We start from the raw sequence: 13,429 nt of genomic DNA, 5'->3' as shown, positions 1-13,429 counted from the left end.
CATTGACGGACATCCTCGGCCACTTCATCGGTTACAGCGCTGATCAGCGCCGGTTAAACGTCTGTGTGGTACAAGTCTTTCAAATGTCCCTGGATTTCGCGTACACTCATGCCTCGGGCATACAGCGAAATAATGCTGTCATCCAAACCTTGCCAGCGGGTCTGATGCTTTTCCACCAGCTGCGGCTCAAAGCTGCCGTCCCGGTCTCGAGGAATCGCGATGGGCAAAGAGCCGTTCTTCCCCTTCAAGGTTTTCTTGCTTGTACCGTTGCGGGTGTTTCCGTTGGCGTTGGCAACTCTACCATGTTTTTCATGCCCCAGGTGGTAGGTCATCTCCGCTTGCAGAGCGCGCTCCATAACTCGCTTGGTCAGTTGTTCCAAAATGCCGTCTTTTCCCAGCAGGTCGTCGGGCTTTTGATAGTTGGCAAGCAGAGCGTCAATTAACTCATCGGGTATATCTTTGGGGTCGACCATCATCAATCCTCCGATAATCGGGCTAACATGATTGGCCGATTACACAAAATTTCTTACACCCTCACATCTTTTGCCCGAGAAATATCGGGTACAGGACTATTATACTGAAACACGACAATATTACTTCGACAGATCACACTTTATATTAATCCAATCTTCATCAACAATATCATACAAGTGCTCGCCTTCTGGGTCATCCCTAAAAAAGGTGTGAGGGCAAATAACAATTTTTTCCGAATCTGCGCCAAGCCTGGCTGCCCAAACTCCAAACCATGAATTAGAAATAATGAAGTGCTTGCACCGGGACATCAGGTACATATCAAAATAGCCCTGATCAATGTCATTGGCCTCCAAAAAATAAACAACCTTCCGGTGAGCAAAAGTTTTTTTTGCCCAGTCTATGTCATTCGAAAAAATAAAAAACAATGGATTGATGGTTTTCGCGCTTAACAAATCCATGGCCTGTTGAAAATATTTTTCGTTTGTACAGTCATGAACAGACCCGATAAAATCTCCACGGCGCATGTGAACGGCCACGGAATTTTTTTCAGAAAGAATTTTATCCAAAAGCGCGGTGTTTTCATCGCAAAGTGAAACGTTGAATGTAAAAATTTCTCTCTCTATGTCTCTAACATTATAAATATATTGCTTGTTGCGATAGTAACCGCCAAGATAGCGGTTCTTTTTTGAGATCAAGACGTTTGGGTCATATACGTTAGGATCAGCTAGCGATGTCCAAAATACATTCCTATAAACATATGTTTCCAGTTTGCCCGCTCGCTCGACATGAGCGCTGGGAAAAATTTTTTCAAGAACGTACGATCTGCTTTCTTGACCGAGGATATCCATCCCGCATCTTTCAAACCAACTCAAATCATATTTGACTTTAATGCCAGAAGCCTTCGCCACGGCACAACCTAGAAGATATTGCCTCATCTGTGACGCCATGCCACCATCAACCATAACGATACAAGTTTTTTCAAAGAATCTTTTGGGGTGTAGCACAAAAAATAAAATTGTAATGCAACGCCAATATATAAGCTTGATTAATCTTTTCATAAGCATAGTCGTGCGACCCCTTAGAATTGAATTTTTAATTCAGACCGACTCCAGACTGGGCGAATCTGAGGTTGATTTGCGCTGCAACGGAAATTAAACAGGATATATTATATCTGAAACGAGATTTTCATCTCCCCAACGTTCCTTAGACCGACCCGAACAACGGGAACAAGCTGTTGGCTCCAAATGGTCAGTGCTGCCAGGTGCTGAACATTTGTTGCTAGAGCTATATCTCTTGTAGAAACGAGCTTTTTACTCTTTAACTTTTTGCTACCTGACCAAGCACTTGTTCCATCTGACCGTTTTCTGAGAACGAAGACAGAATTAGAACCATTTCCCCCCGCTCTCTGTTCTTGTCACAAAACGTATTTATCGATCTAGCTGGAATAGCCCACGTAAGTTATTGGCTTGCCAGGCTAGCGTTCAGTGCCTCTTTGTATCGCGGTAAGACGTCTTCCGCTCTGCCTGCCATTTGCACAGATCCTTTGTCCAGCCAGATGACAGAATCGCAGTTTTCCACGGTGCTTAGCCGATGCGCGATAATGACTATGGTCACTTTTGCTCGCAAGGACAGGATAGTTTCATGAATGGATTTTTCATTCTTCATATCGAGAGAACTTGTGGCCTCATCAAAAATGATCAGTTCCGGCTCGCTGTACAGCGCTCTGGCAATAGCCACCCTTTGGGCCTGTCCACCGGAAAGGCGCACGCCACGTTCCCCAAGTACGGTATCAATGCCGTTGTCCAAGTCGTCTATAAAATCAAGGGCCGCCATGCGGCAGCACTCCAGCACGCGTTCATGGTCGATGGTTTCTCCCCAGCGGGAGAGTGCTATGTTTTCTGCCAATGACGCGTCCAAAAGATAGGGAGCCTGGGCCACATAGCCAATGCGTTGCAACCAGGACCGGGCATTGTTCTTGGTTATGGGGGTGTCGTCCACCAGCAGGTGACCGGATTCAGGGGGAACAAGCCCGGCCAGAATGTTGACCAGCGTACTCTTTCCCGCGCCCGAAAGCCCCACCAGACCGAACATCTGTCCGGTTTTAATGGTAAAGTCGATATTCTGCAAAGCCGCAGCGCTCGCGCCGGGGTAGCGAAAACAAATCCTGTCAAGCTTGATATCTCTATTGAAGACTATGGGCGTCGCGGGCGTTTCAAAGGATGGAGCCATCTCAGCTTTCAACTCTTTTCCGAGCGTGATTATATCCGCCACCTTGTTCAAATAAGGCAAGCTGGAGCGTAGCTGTGTCAGGTTGTCCACAAGCCTGTTGGCAACAGGCAAGGTACGCCAGGCAGCGGCGGCCAGGAAGCCCATAATGCCGGATATGGTGGCAATGCCGGCATTCTGTACATAAATCAAAAACAGCAGTACCCCAACCAACGATGCAAAACCCAAAACTTCCAAGCTTCCCACTGGCAGACGGCTGAGCGCCTGAAACCATTTTTTTGCCACAACCACATCGTTCAGCTTTGCTGTGTAGGCAGAGAAAATTGCGTTTTCCCGACCATACAGGCGCATCTCTTTCAAGCCGTGCACAACAGTTTGCTGTATGTTGTGTGTGGCAAGATCTGCCCGGTATACCGCAGCGGCCTTGGCATTCAGCATCTTGCGTGTGCCCTTGACAATCAGGTACCCGCCAAGACCAAGAACGCATAAAAATGTCAGCGCAGGTACTGGAGATACGACCACCAACCCCAGGAAAATCGTTAAGATCATCAGTGTATTGCTGAATATTTGTAAGGCCGTTAACAGGGTTTGCCCAAGTTGCGCCCCGGCGCTAGAACCGAACAGCATCTCGGACGTACCCACACGAAACACCCATAAAAAGGGCGCACACAGATAAAAACGAAGCAAATGTGTGCGGGCCGCATTGCCAATAGTTTCAGAAAAGGCGGTCATGTGCCATTGCTGCACTACGGTCAATGCGTTTTTGCAGACAATGGCCAACAAAATGGCGCAGAGGATACCCAGAGACAGATAGCGTGAATCATTGCCCAGATCAAAACCAAGACCTGTGCGCACCCAAAGCAAGGGATTGTGGTTGAGGGCAGCTTCCAGAGAGCCGAAAACAGCTGCCAGTAAAGCCACAAGGCCGGTGATGGCAAGCTCGATCAGAGCCATTATCACTGTCAAAAGCAACAGTCCCCAGAACCGCCGTTTTTCTGCGGAGGGAACCAGTGGGATCAACATCTTCAGGGCTTGAGGCAGGGGACGCGGTGCGCTCATGCTTGGCCCTGATTAGTATGGAAGTTTTGTTTGACATGCTTACGCGCCTGCACTCCTTTGCCCGTGGGTACAAACCAGCTCGCATAGGCTCTATCCACAATTTCACGATACCAGGCGATATCAACAATAATATTTTTAATCATGATTGTCGTTTTGGCAGAAGGTGGTAAAGCCCGTGACTCTGCACACAGAATCGCGCATGGCCAAAATCAGATCTTCACGCGCCATTTCAGCCACCATGCTTTCAAAGGATGTCCGAGGTTCCCAACCCAGCTTGTTCTTAGCTTTAGCCGGGTTGCCCAGCAGGGTTTCAACCTCGGTGGGGCGGAAGTATCGGGGATCAACGCGCACAATGCTCTCGCCGGGCTTGGCCGTAACATTAAAGGGCTTACCTTGGGCAAGTTCTTCCACTCTGCTGGTGTCAATGCCCGTCAGAATGGCCGTTTCGTCCACACCGTGGCCTTGCCATTCAAGGCTCATGCCCAATTCGATCGCCGCTGCGTCTACAAAGGCCCGCACAGAAAACTGCCGCCCCGTGGCGATCACAAAATCTTCGGGTTGTTGCTGCTGCAACATGAGCCACTGCATTTCCACATAGTCTCTGGCATGCCCCCAGTCGCGCTTGGCATCGAGGTTGCCGAGGTAGAGGCATTCCTGCATGCCAAGTAGAATGCGCGCCATGGCGCGGGTAATCTTGCGAGTAACAAAGGTTTCGCCGCGGATCGGGGATTCGTGATTGAACAAGATGCCGTTACAGGCGTACATGCCGTAAGCTTCGCGGTAGTTGACTGTAATCCAGTAGGCATAGAGTTTGGCACAGGCGTATGGCGAACGGGGATAAAAGGGCGTTTTTTCGGTCTGCGGCACTTCCTGCACCAGACCGTAAAGTTCGGAGGTAGACGCCTGATAAAATTTGGTTTTCGCGGTCAGTCCGGCAATGCGAATGGCCTCCAGCAGGCGTAACGTGCCAAGGGCGTCCACATCAGCCGTGTATTCCGGCGACTCAAAGGATACCTGCACATGGCTTTGCGCCGCCAAGTTGTAAACTTCGTCGGGTTGAATCTCCTGTACCATGCGCACAAGATTGCTGGAGTCGCTCATATCTCCGTAATGCAGCGCAAAATGCTGCTCGGCTGTGTGCGCGTCCTGAAAAAGGTGATCCACCCTGTTGGTATTGAAAAGCGATGAACGACGTTTGATGCCGTGAACCTTGTAACCCTTGCCCAACAAAAATTCGGCGAGATAGGCACCGTCCTGACCGGTTATGCCGGTGATGAGAGCTTTTTTCATTGTACTACTCGCTTAGGCCAAGGATAAAAGAATGCTGTGAACCCGGTTGAGGTCTTCAGCATGATCCACATGGTCATTACCGATAAAGAGGCCGTTGGCATCCACATACTCGGCATTGGCAAGTGTGCCGGAAATTGAATAATCAAAATATCGCATGACATCCTTGGCCGCAAAGTTTCCTGAAACTATTTGCCGGCACTCTACCTTATTGCCAAGCAGCGTAGCGGCCACCTGGTTACGTTTCAGAGGTGAGCCGGGCCGAAGAACCAACGAAAAGCCAAACCACGAGGGGGCGCCGATGCCCTGCTGTACCATAAAATGTGGGTTGTCACTAAAGAGCGACAAAAAGTGTTTGGCATTTTTTCTGCGGGCGGCCAGAAATCCCGGCAGTTTTTTCAACTGCTCGCGACCGATAGCACCTTCCATTTCCAGCGGCCGCACGTTGTAGCCTGGTAAAAGAAAGCGGAACGACTCCTCAAAAGGATTTTCCGACTTAACACACAGGGTGTTTTCCTTTTGCAAGTTACGGGTCCAGCCGTGTGCCCTGAGACAAAGCAGTAGGTCGTGAAGGTGATCATCGTTGGTGACGATCATGCCACCTTCCATAGTGGAAATATGGTGCGAAAAGAAAAAGGAATATGTGCCCATCAGCCCAATGGAGCCCGCGTAGCGCCCGCCAAAGGTCGCACCCAAGGATTCGCAGTTGTCTTCAAGCAGGATAATATCCCTGTTGCCGATAATATCACTTATCACATCAAAATTATTGGGGTTTCCGAGAAGATTTACAGCCATAATTGCACGGGTCTTGTGGGAAACGGCTGTTTCAAGCGCTTCTAGGTCATAATTGAGAGTATGCAGATCCACATCTACAAATTTGAGCCGCAGCCCATACTGCTGTAAGGGATAGTAGGTGGTGGGCCAGGATATGGCGGGGACGACAATTTCGTCTCCGGTCTTGAGGCGGGGTTCCGGCTGCGTAAAAAAAAGGGCGGCGGTCATGAGCAGGTTGGCGCTGGAGCCGGAATTGACCATAACCGCATGTTTTGCGCCGACAAATGTCGCAAATTCTTTTTCAAAAGAAAAAACGGCTCCACCCATGCTTGTGGTCTGTGCCCGCGCAAGCTCTGTTACGGCTTCAATTTCAGCCATACCCCAGGTGGTGCTGGCCAGACTATAGCGACGTGTAGTAGTCATGTGTTTTTCTTATCCCCTCTTCAAGAGTATGGTGGGGGCTAAAGCCAAAGGCCTTCTGCCGCGACACATCGACCAGCTTGCGTTGCATGCCGGCTGGTTTGCTCAGGTCATGGCTGAAAGCCCCCTGATAGTTCAGCACCCTGGCTACTGCTTGATAATATTCGTTAACGCTATAATCGTACCCAAGGCCGACATTCATGATGCCGGGCAAAGCGTCAAAGTTGCGCACGGCAACAAGCACTAGCTGCGCGAGGTCTTCGGCATACATGAATTCACGGCGCGCCTCGCCGTTGCCCCATATCTCAACAGTATCAAGCCCATCGCGCACGGCGGTATCAATTTTGCGGATGATGGCGGGGATCATGTGCGATGCAAAAGGATCAAACGAATCGTACTTGCCGTAAAGATTGCATGGTACAAGAGTTTTATAATTTCTGCCAGGGTACTGTTTGCTAATATACTGGCATAACCGTGTGATCGCGCATTTTGCGATGGCATATCCTTCATTGGTAGGCTCCAAGCTGCCCGTCAGTACCAAGTCTTCCGTCAAGGGATTTGGCGCTTGCGTCGGGTACATGCAGCTTGAGCCCATATTCAAGAAAAGTTTTATGCCTTGTTTTAGCGCCCCCATAGCAATATTGAGGCCCATTTGCATATTTTCATATAAAAAATCTACGGGGGCAGCCATGTTGGCCTGAATGCCGCCAACCTTACCAGCGCAGTGGATGACCAATGAAGGTTTATGGCGGTGCAAAAAGGCGTTCACAGCCGACTGATCCATCAGATCTAGCTGTCGGCTACGCGGCGTGTAGAGCACATAGCCATCAGGTTCTAGCGCCTCAACAATATTGCGGCCCACCATGCCGCCAGATCCGGTAATGAGAATAGAAGGCATTTGAGTCATGATGCTCAATTGGATAATAGGTTGCTAGCGCGGTTTGAAAATAGAGGCCTGGAGAAAAACACGTTAGCTCTCCCTTCCGTACACATCGGCAAAGCGCACAATGTCGTCCTCGCCCAAGTACGCGCCAGACTGGATTTCAATAAGCACCAGAGGGATGACGCCGGGGTTTTTCAGCCTGTGCCGCGTACCTACGGGAATGTAGGTGGACTGGTTTTCTGTATACAGACGGGCTTCATTGCCGTTGGTCACCTCTGCCGTGCCGCTGACCACCACCCAGTGTTCGGCGCGGTGATGGTGCATCTGGAGGGAAAGCTCCGCGCCGGGGTTGACCGTGATGCGTTTTACCTGAAAGCGGCCGTCCATAACGAGCGTTTCGTAGCTGCCCCAGGGGCGATACACCAGCGGATGCTGCCTGCATTCGGCCCGTTGAGCTGACTGCAGGCGGCCGACCATAGTCTTGACTTCCTGCACCCGCTCGCGCGGGGCCACCAGTACGGCATCACGCGTTTCCACAACCACAAGGTCGCGCACGCCAATGGCCGCCACCAGGCGGTGCTGGGCGTTAAAATAACAGTTTTCCGCGTCTTGGGTCATGATATCGCCGTGGCAGACGTTGCCGCTGTCGTCACCCTGTTCTGCCTGATAGAACGCCTCCCACGAGCCAAGATCGCTCCAGCCTGTGGATAGGGGAACCACCGCCGCATGGTCTGTTTGTTCCATGACCGCATAGTCGATGGAGTCGGACGGCGAAGCCAGAAAAGCGGCAGTGTCCGGACGGCAGAACGCGCCGTCCGTCATGCGTCCTTGCCATGCGGCGCAGCAGGCGGCGTGCATTTCGGGGGCGAAGCGCTCAAGCTCTTGCAGGTATATGGAGGTACGCAGCAGAAACATGCCGCTGTTCCACAAAAAGCCGCCTTGGTCCAACATGGATTGGGCCGTCACTGCATCGGGTTTTTCCACAAAACGGGCCACGCGAAAGCCGCCCTGGCCCAAAGTTTCGCCCAAAGTTTCACCCTGTTCAATATAGCCAAAGCCCGTTTCGGGGCTTTGGGGCGTGATGCCGAAGGTGACGATATGCCCTTGCTCCGCCAGGGAGGCGGCAGATTCCACCCCTTTTAAAAAAGCGTTCTCGTCGTCGATGGCATGGTCGGACGGCAGCACCAGCATGAGCGGATCCGCCCCGTCGCGGGCAAGGGCAAGGGCCGCAAGGGCAATGGCTGGTGCTGTGTTGCGCGGCGCGGGTTCCAAAAGAATGGTGGCGCGAACATTGCTCTCGTACAATGCGGCTGTCACATAAAAACGGTGAGCCTCATTGCAGACAATGACCGGTTCCAGGCTTTCTTGAATACGCTGCGCTCGCAAGAGCGTGTCCTTAAACAGGGTACGCCCCTCGCCCAGATCCACAAACTGCTTGGGATAGGTTTCGCGTGAGAGCGGCCACAGGCGTGTACCGCTGCCGCCGCAAAGTATGACGGGAGCAATGTTTGGCATGGAATTACTCACAGATGTTCAAATAAGTGGCGTACGCCGCTTGCGGCATGTATGCCCGCTGTGCCGCGCGAACCGAAAATACACTATTCGCAGTCGCAGAACAAGGCCGCCGCGGGCGTGCAGCCCGGTCTGCCATGCCCCGCCAACTATGTTGGAACAGCCCCGCCCCGCGTCTCCAACAAGTGCAGGAGTTCGGCGGTCTTGTCTTCCAGCAGGGGGCGGTTGCCGCGGCTTTCCACATTGAGCCGCAGCAGCGGCTCGGTATTGGACATGCGCAGGTTGAAGCGCCAGTCCGCAAATTCCAGATTCACGCCATCCATGCTGTCCTCGTGGAGTGCGCCGGGGGCATACTGCTCCCGCACAAGCTGCATAAGGGCTGGGGCGTCCTGCACGCGGCGGTTGATTTCGCCGCTGCACGGATAGGCGGCCATGCGCTCGGCCACAAGTTCGGCCAGGGAACGGCCCGTGCGGTGCACTAATGTCGCCACCAGCAGCCAGGGCAGCATGCCCGAATCGCAGTAGGCAAAGTCCCGAAAATAGTGGTGGGCGCTCATTTCGCCGCCGTATACGGCGTCTTCTGCCCGCATGCGTTCTTTCATGAAGGCATGGCCTGTTTTGCCCATGACAGGCTGGCCGCCTGCGGCCAGCACAACTTCGCGAGTGTTCCAGTAAACCCGCGTGTCGTGCACGATCTTGCCGCCGGGAGCGCGGCGCAGCAGTTCCTGAGCCAGCAGGCCGATGCAGTAGTAGCCCTCAATGAAATTGCCGTCGCTGTCGTAAAAAAAGCAGCGGTCAAAGTCTCCGTCCCAGGCAATGCCCATATCCGCCCCGGCTTCGCGCACGGCTGCGGCAGTGGCGGCGCGGCGCTCCGGCAAAAGCGGATTGGGTACGCCGTTGGGAAACGAGCCGTCAGGCTCCATATGCAGGCAGGTGAAAGCAAAGGGCAGGCTTTTCGCCAGGTCGCGCAGCACAAGGCCCGCGCAACCGTTGCCCGCATCGGCTACAATCTTGAGCGGCTTGCGGCGCGGAGCCGTAACAAGCTGCTCCGCGCCGCTGTAGTCGAGCAGCCAGCGGATATAGTCGGCCCGAAAGGAAGCTTCGTGCATCGGCGCAGGGCCTTGGCCGCCAGGTTTTGCGCCACCCTGAGCCAGCAGTTCCGCCACCCTGTCGCGCAGGGCAAACAGGCCGGAATCGCCGCTCACGGGGATGGCCCCGGCCTCGCGCAGGCCGTTTGCCAGGGCGTCACGCAGAAGCGGCCCGGAAAGGCGGGCGTCACGCCCCAACACAACACGCTTTGCGCCCAGAACGTCCACCACAGCCCTTCCAAGGGCATGCGCCAGAGGGGCGTTGAGAACATCAGGCACGCGACCACGGATATCGTAGGCTTTGAAGCAGGAGAGAAGAGAGCTCATGCGGTTCCTTGGCTTTGACACGTCTGTGCGTGACTATCGAAAACAAGTATTGTGGACGTCATTATACCCAACTTGAACGGCCCTTGCCAAGCCTGTTTTTGCCACAGCACAGTAAAGTAATAGGAGAATCGATGATACTCTACTTACGCGCAGACTGTGAATCAAGGCGATTGAAAGCTATATTACAAATTTGAAACAGCAGGACAGTGTGTCAAAGTATCGTAAATGCTCTGTCTGGCACAGGCAGGGCATTCCCCTATCACGGAGGTATATCATGACCCCATACCAATCTGAAAATATCACCGAACTGGCCAAGGCCTTGCTCAACGTGCAACGAACCATGCAACCCATAGTTAAGGACGCTGAAAATCCTTTTACCAAAAGCTGGTACGCCAGTCTCAACAGCGTCATGGATGCCTGCCGTGACGCGCTCATCGAAAACGGCATCTGGCTGTGCCAGTACCCTGTGCCTGTGGAGCAGCCCAACTCTCTGGGCCTGGTCACCAAGCTGACGCATGCAGAGTCAGGGCAATGGCAAAGCTCTCTTGCTGTGGTTCCTCTGCCAACGGCTGACCCGCAGGGCATGGGGTCGGCAATAACTTACTGCCGACGCTATGCGCTAACCGCCATGCTGGGCATGGTCACGGGAGATGACGACGGAGAAGGGGCAAGAACTGGCCGAAAAACGCCCTCACGTCCGAAATTGCCCGTAAACGCCCCTGAGGCGCGAAAAGAGACCTCTCCCGATGCCAGCATCAAAAACAAGTCTCCAGCCACCTCAAATCGACCGTCAGCAGGACTTGAAAATTTTCCCCCGCTGGAGGGCATTACTTATCAACAGGTCACGGCCCAAGACGGGCGGCCCTGCATCATTGCCAGCGGCAACACGCAAGCCAAAAAAGAAATACTCACAGGCGCGGGCTTCCGCTGGAACCCGCAACGTAAATTGTGGTGGAAGTATGTTGATGCCGCATAGCAAAAATAAAAATACCGAGTGAGAGGGCTGCCTGATGGCGGCCCTCTTACTTTTGTGAGGATGAAATCATGATAAACACAGACCGCACGGAAGGTTTGCGGGCATTAATTCGTCAGGGCCTGGAGGCGGTCTCTCAGAAAAGTACCGCAGTTCATCTGGGCGACCGGTCCACCTATGTGGGCATGAGCGACATTGGCCAGCACTGGGAATGCCCTCGTGCCGCTCTCGCCCGTAAAGTGGTGCCAACACCAAATAGCTTGGAGCGTCTGCTGACCCTGCAGCGCGGGCACTGGTTTGAATCTGGCGTTGGGCAAGCTCTGGCATCGTTGGGCCTACATGTATTGGCCCAGCTTGAAATCAGCTGGCAGCATCAGGGCGTACCCATCAAGGCACATCTGGATTTTGTGCTGGTCTGGGGTGCGCCCGTCAATGCCATACGGATTCTGGAAGTGAAAAGCACGAGCAGATTGCCCGACACCTCGCATGATTCCCACCTGCTGCAACTGCACGGCCAGCTTGGCCTGCTGGCCCAAGCCTGGGACAAGCCCGTTTTCAGCATACGCGCTGAGGATGGCACGCTTCTGCATGGCAAGATGACTTTCCCGCAACTTTGCCTTGCCCGGCTTGGCCTTCAGCTGCCCAAGCAAGCTGAGGAACTGAGTATGGAAGCCTGGCTGCTCTGTCTTTCCATGAAGGATGTGACTACCTTTGGTCCTTACACTTTCAATCAGGCCATGTTGGATACGGCCCTTGACCATGCGGTCCAACTCTGGGACGACCTCGCGGCCCACCGTGCCGGGAACTTGCCCCTTTCACAGGTAACCTGCGCCCAAGGTTTTTACCCAATCTGTTCGTACTGTGAATACAACGGCGACTGCCCCAAATTCCCACAAGGTATGCATATGCCCCAATGGGAACCGGCGCTTGAAAAGCTGGCGGCCCTCAAAGAGCAGCGTACAGCCTTGGATAATGAAATCAAAGAAATGGAGACGGTGCTTAAGCTGGTTCACCGGCAGTCTGGCACACGGGATTGGGTGGATACGGGGAAGCACCGCTTTCGCATGTCAGTGGCAGCAGGACGCAGCACGCTTAATCGCGAAGCCCTGCATGAAGAACTGACCGACATCTTCCGCTTTGAGGGGCTGGGTGACATTGACGTGGATGCCTTGCTTGCCCGCTGCGAGCGCACGGGTGCGCCTTTCGAGCGATTATTCATTGCACCAATCAACTGACATTCAAGGAAATTTACCATGGATATTGTTCTGGCTTGCCCTGTGCCGAATCAAAACAGGCGATGGTTTTGAAACAACCTGCAGGGCATGCGTCTTATGCGGGAGATTGTATTCGGCTGATCAGGCTGGATACTGCCGCGATGTGTGCAGAACGGTTACAACGCGTATCGCATCCGGTGAACATGTATACACAAGCAAATAGTGTTTATGGACAACAAGTTCGCGAGTCCCCTTTATACGCCCTGGTTTACCCATTTCAGAAAACGTCAGCAGCCGATTGGCCTGATTGTCGAACAAGTCATCCAATGCATCCGCAGCCTGATTATCATGTTCAAAGATGAAAGCATAAATCTGTTTTTCGGTCTTCTAGGGATTGAGGAGACCAGATCAGATTCATAGTGATCCTTCTCGACTAGCCGCCAGCGAAGATTTAAAGGCTCCCATCTGTGCAAGAGCCTGCTCCTGTGTCAGGCCACGCCCCGCCTCCAATTCTTGCAATCCGCGCTCCACCTTGCCTTTGAACCACATGTCGTAATGATTCCTACGGACGTCCTGCTGTACATACTCAGCCATAAATGCTCTCAGAAGCTCAGTATTGTCGCAGGCGTTCTTTTCAGCAACATGCACAAAGGCACTCAACAGACTGGCGTCAACAGAAAAACTAACTGTTTGCTCTGACATAAATACCCCCTGTCTATCAAAAAGATAGGGCCTTGTTCGCCTTCGGTCAAGCGAATAGCACACACAACATGAAAAGGTGAAAATAATGAAGAATCCTATAATTATTGAAATATCCAACCTCCAGCCCACCGACCTCGACGCCGGGCAGGTTTTCAGCGGCAAACCCTCCGGCACCACGGTAATAGGCTATGCTGCAGCCTCGGCTTATACTCCGGTTATTGACCCAGGCTACATCTTCCACGAGTCCAGCCGCGACATGGTGGTCTGGTTCGTAAATCTTCAAGGGCCACAGGGGTCACATGAACCGCTGTACGTATTCGGCCCTACCGGCTGCGGCAAAACAAGCTGCATCAAACAACTGGCGGCCAGGCTCAATTATCCGGTCTTTGAGGTCACCGGCCATGGCCGCCTGGAGTTCGCCGATCTGGTGGGGCACCTGACGGTCAAAGACGGCAACATGACCTTTGAATACGGCCCGCTTGCCCTTCCC

Annotated in this window: 13 protein-coding genes and 1 pseudogene; 3 read left to right on the top strand and 11 right to left on the bottom strand. The window is 53.0% G+C overall.

What is annotated here, in order from left to right; genetic code table 11:
• Positions 1-56 precede the first annotated feature (56 nt).
• From QZ377_RS11850 to QZ377_RS11810, 9 genes and pseudogenes are all read right to left on the bottom strand, one after another.
• Positions 57-476 (bottom strand): annotated as a pseudogene (locus QZ377_RS11850) (transposase); the annotation flags it as partial.
• Between the two features lie 117 nt (positions 477-593).
• Positions 594-1,532: an alpha-1,2-fucosyltransferase gene (locus tag QZ377_RS11845; protein WP_291441350.1), complete on the bottom strand. Its 939-nt coding sequence runs from the start codon at positions 1,530-1,532 to the stop codon at positions 594-596.
• Between the two features lie 400 nt (positions 1,533-1,932).
• On the bottom strand, positions 1,933-3,759 hold the full coding sequence (locus QZ377_RS11840) for an ABC transporter ATP-binding protein (protein WP_291441348.1): 1,827 nt from the start codon (positions 3,757-3,759) through the stop codon (positions 1,933-1,935).
• Positions 3,756-3,902 (bottom strand): hypothetical protein, encoded by a 147-nt coding sequence (locus QZ377_RS11835; RefSeq protein ID WP_291441346.1) that lies wholly within the window; start codon positions 3,900-3,902, stop codon positions 3,756-3,758. Before QZ377_RS11835 ends, QZ377_RS11840 begins: the two co-directional genes overlap by 4 nt.
• The gene (gene gmd / locus QZ377_RS11830; RefSeq protein WP_291441344.1) at positions 3,895-5,049 is read right to left on the bottom strand and encodes a GDP-mannose 4,6-dehydratase; all 1,155 of its coding nucleotides are present in this window, start codon (positions 5,047-5,049) and stop codon (positions 3,895-3,897) included. The genes QZ377_RS11835 and gmd overlap by 8 nt, the downstream gene beginning before the upstream one ends.
• Before the next feature lie 12 nt (positions 5,050-5,061).
• Positions 5,062-6,243 (bottom strand): aminotransferase class I/II-fold pyridoxal phosphate-dependent enzyme, encoded by a 1,182-nt coding sequence (locus tag QZ377_RS11825; RefSeq protein WP_291441342.1) that lies wholly within the window; start codon positions 6,241-6,243, stop codon positions 5,062-5,064.
• A complete protein-coding gene (locus QZ377_RS11820; RefSeq protein WP_291441341.1) occupies positions 6,221-7,147 on the bottom strand; it encodes a GDP-L-fucose synthase in 927 nt (308 codons plus the stop codon). The genes QZ377_RS11825 and QZ377_RS11820 overlap by 23 nt, the downstream gene beginning before the upstream one ends.
• 63 nt (positions 7,148-7,210) lie before the next feature.
• Positions 7,211-8,638: a mannose-1-phosphate guanylyltransferase/mannose-6-phosphate isomerase gene (locus tag QZ377_RS11815; RefSeq protein ID WP_291441339.1), complete on the bottom strand. Its 1,428-nt coding sequence runs from the start codon at positions 8,636-8,638 to the stop codon at positions 7,211-7,213.
• A 146-nt stretch (positions 8,639-8,784) separates the two neighbouring features.
• Complete coding sequence (locus QZ377_RS11810) at positions 8,785-10,050, bottom strand: phosphomannomutase (protein ID WP_291441337.1); 1,266 nt, start codon at positions 10,048-10,050, stop codon at positions 8,785-8,787.
• A gap of 274 nt (positions 10,051-10,324) precedes the next feature.
• Between QZ377_RS11810 and QZ377_RS11805 the strand changes: the two genes are divergently transcribed.
• Positions 10,325-11,026 (top strand): ERF family protein, encoded by a 702-nt coding sequence (locus QZ377_RS11805; RefSeq protein WP_291441334.1) that lies wholly within the window; start codon positions 10,325-10,327, stop codon positions 11,024-11,026.
• A 68-nt stretch (positions 11,027-11,094) separates the two neighbouring features.
• Complete coding sequence (locus QZ377_RS11800; RefSeq protein WP_291441333.1) at positions 11,095-12,258, top strand: hypothetical protein; 1,164 nt, start codon at positions 11,095-11,097, stop codon at positions 12,256-12,258.
• A gap of 120 nt (positions 12,259-12,378) precedes the next feature.
• On the opposite strand, the gene QZ377_RS12665 is transcribed toward QZ377_RS11800, so the two are convergent.
• Together QZ377_RS12665 and QZ377_RS11795 are read right to left on the bottom strand one after the other, a co-directional pair.
• The gene (locus QZ377_RS12665; RefSeq protein ID WP_365855071.1) at positions 12,379-12,609 is read right to left on the bottom strand and encodes a type II toxin-antitoxin system RelE/ParE family toxin; all 231 of its coding nucleotides are present in this window, start codon (positions 12,607-12,609) and stop codon (positions 12,379-12,381) included.
• A gap of 42 nt (positions 12,610-12,651) precedes the next feature.
• Complete coding sequence (locus QZ377_RS11795; RefSeq protein WP_183722513.1) at positions 12,652-12,939, bottom strand: hypothetical protein; 288 nt, start codon at positions 12,937-12,939, stop codon at positions 12,652-12,654.
• Between the two features lie 85 nt (positions 12,940-13,024).
• On the opposite strand from QZ377_RS11795, the gene QZ377_RS11790 reads away from it, so the two are divergent.
• Positions 13,025-13,429, top strand: a 405-nt coding sequence (locus tag QZ377_RS11790; RefSeq protein ID WP_291441332.1) for an AAA family ATPase, incomplete at its 3' end; no start/stop codon positions are given.

Origin of the sequence: Desulfovibrio sp. (genome assembly GCF_019424165.1) — a bacterium.
Taxonomy (GTDB): domain Bacteria; phylum Desulfobacterota; class Desulfovibrionia; order Desulfovibrionales; family Desulfovibrionaceae; genus Desulfovibrio.
Note: the sequence above shows the minus strand (reverse complement) of the source record. Positions and strands in the feature narration are given on the sequence as shown.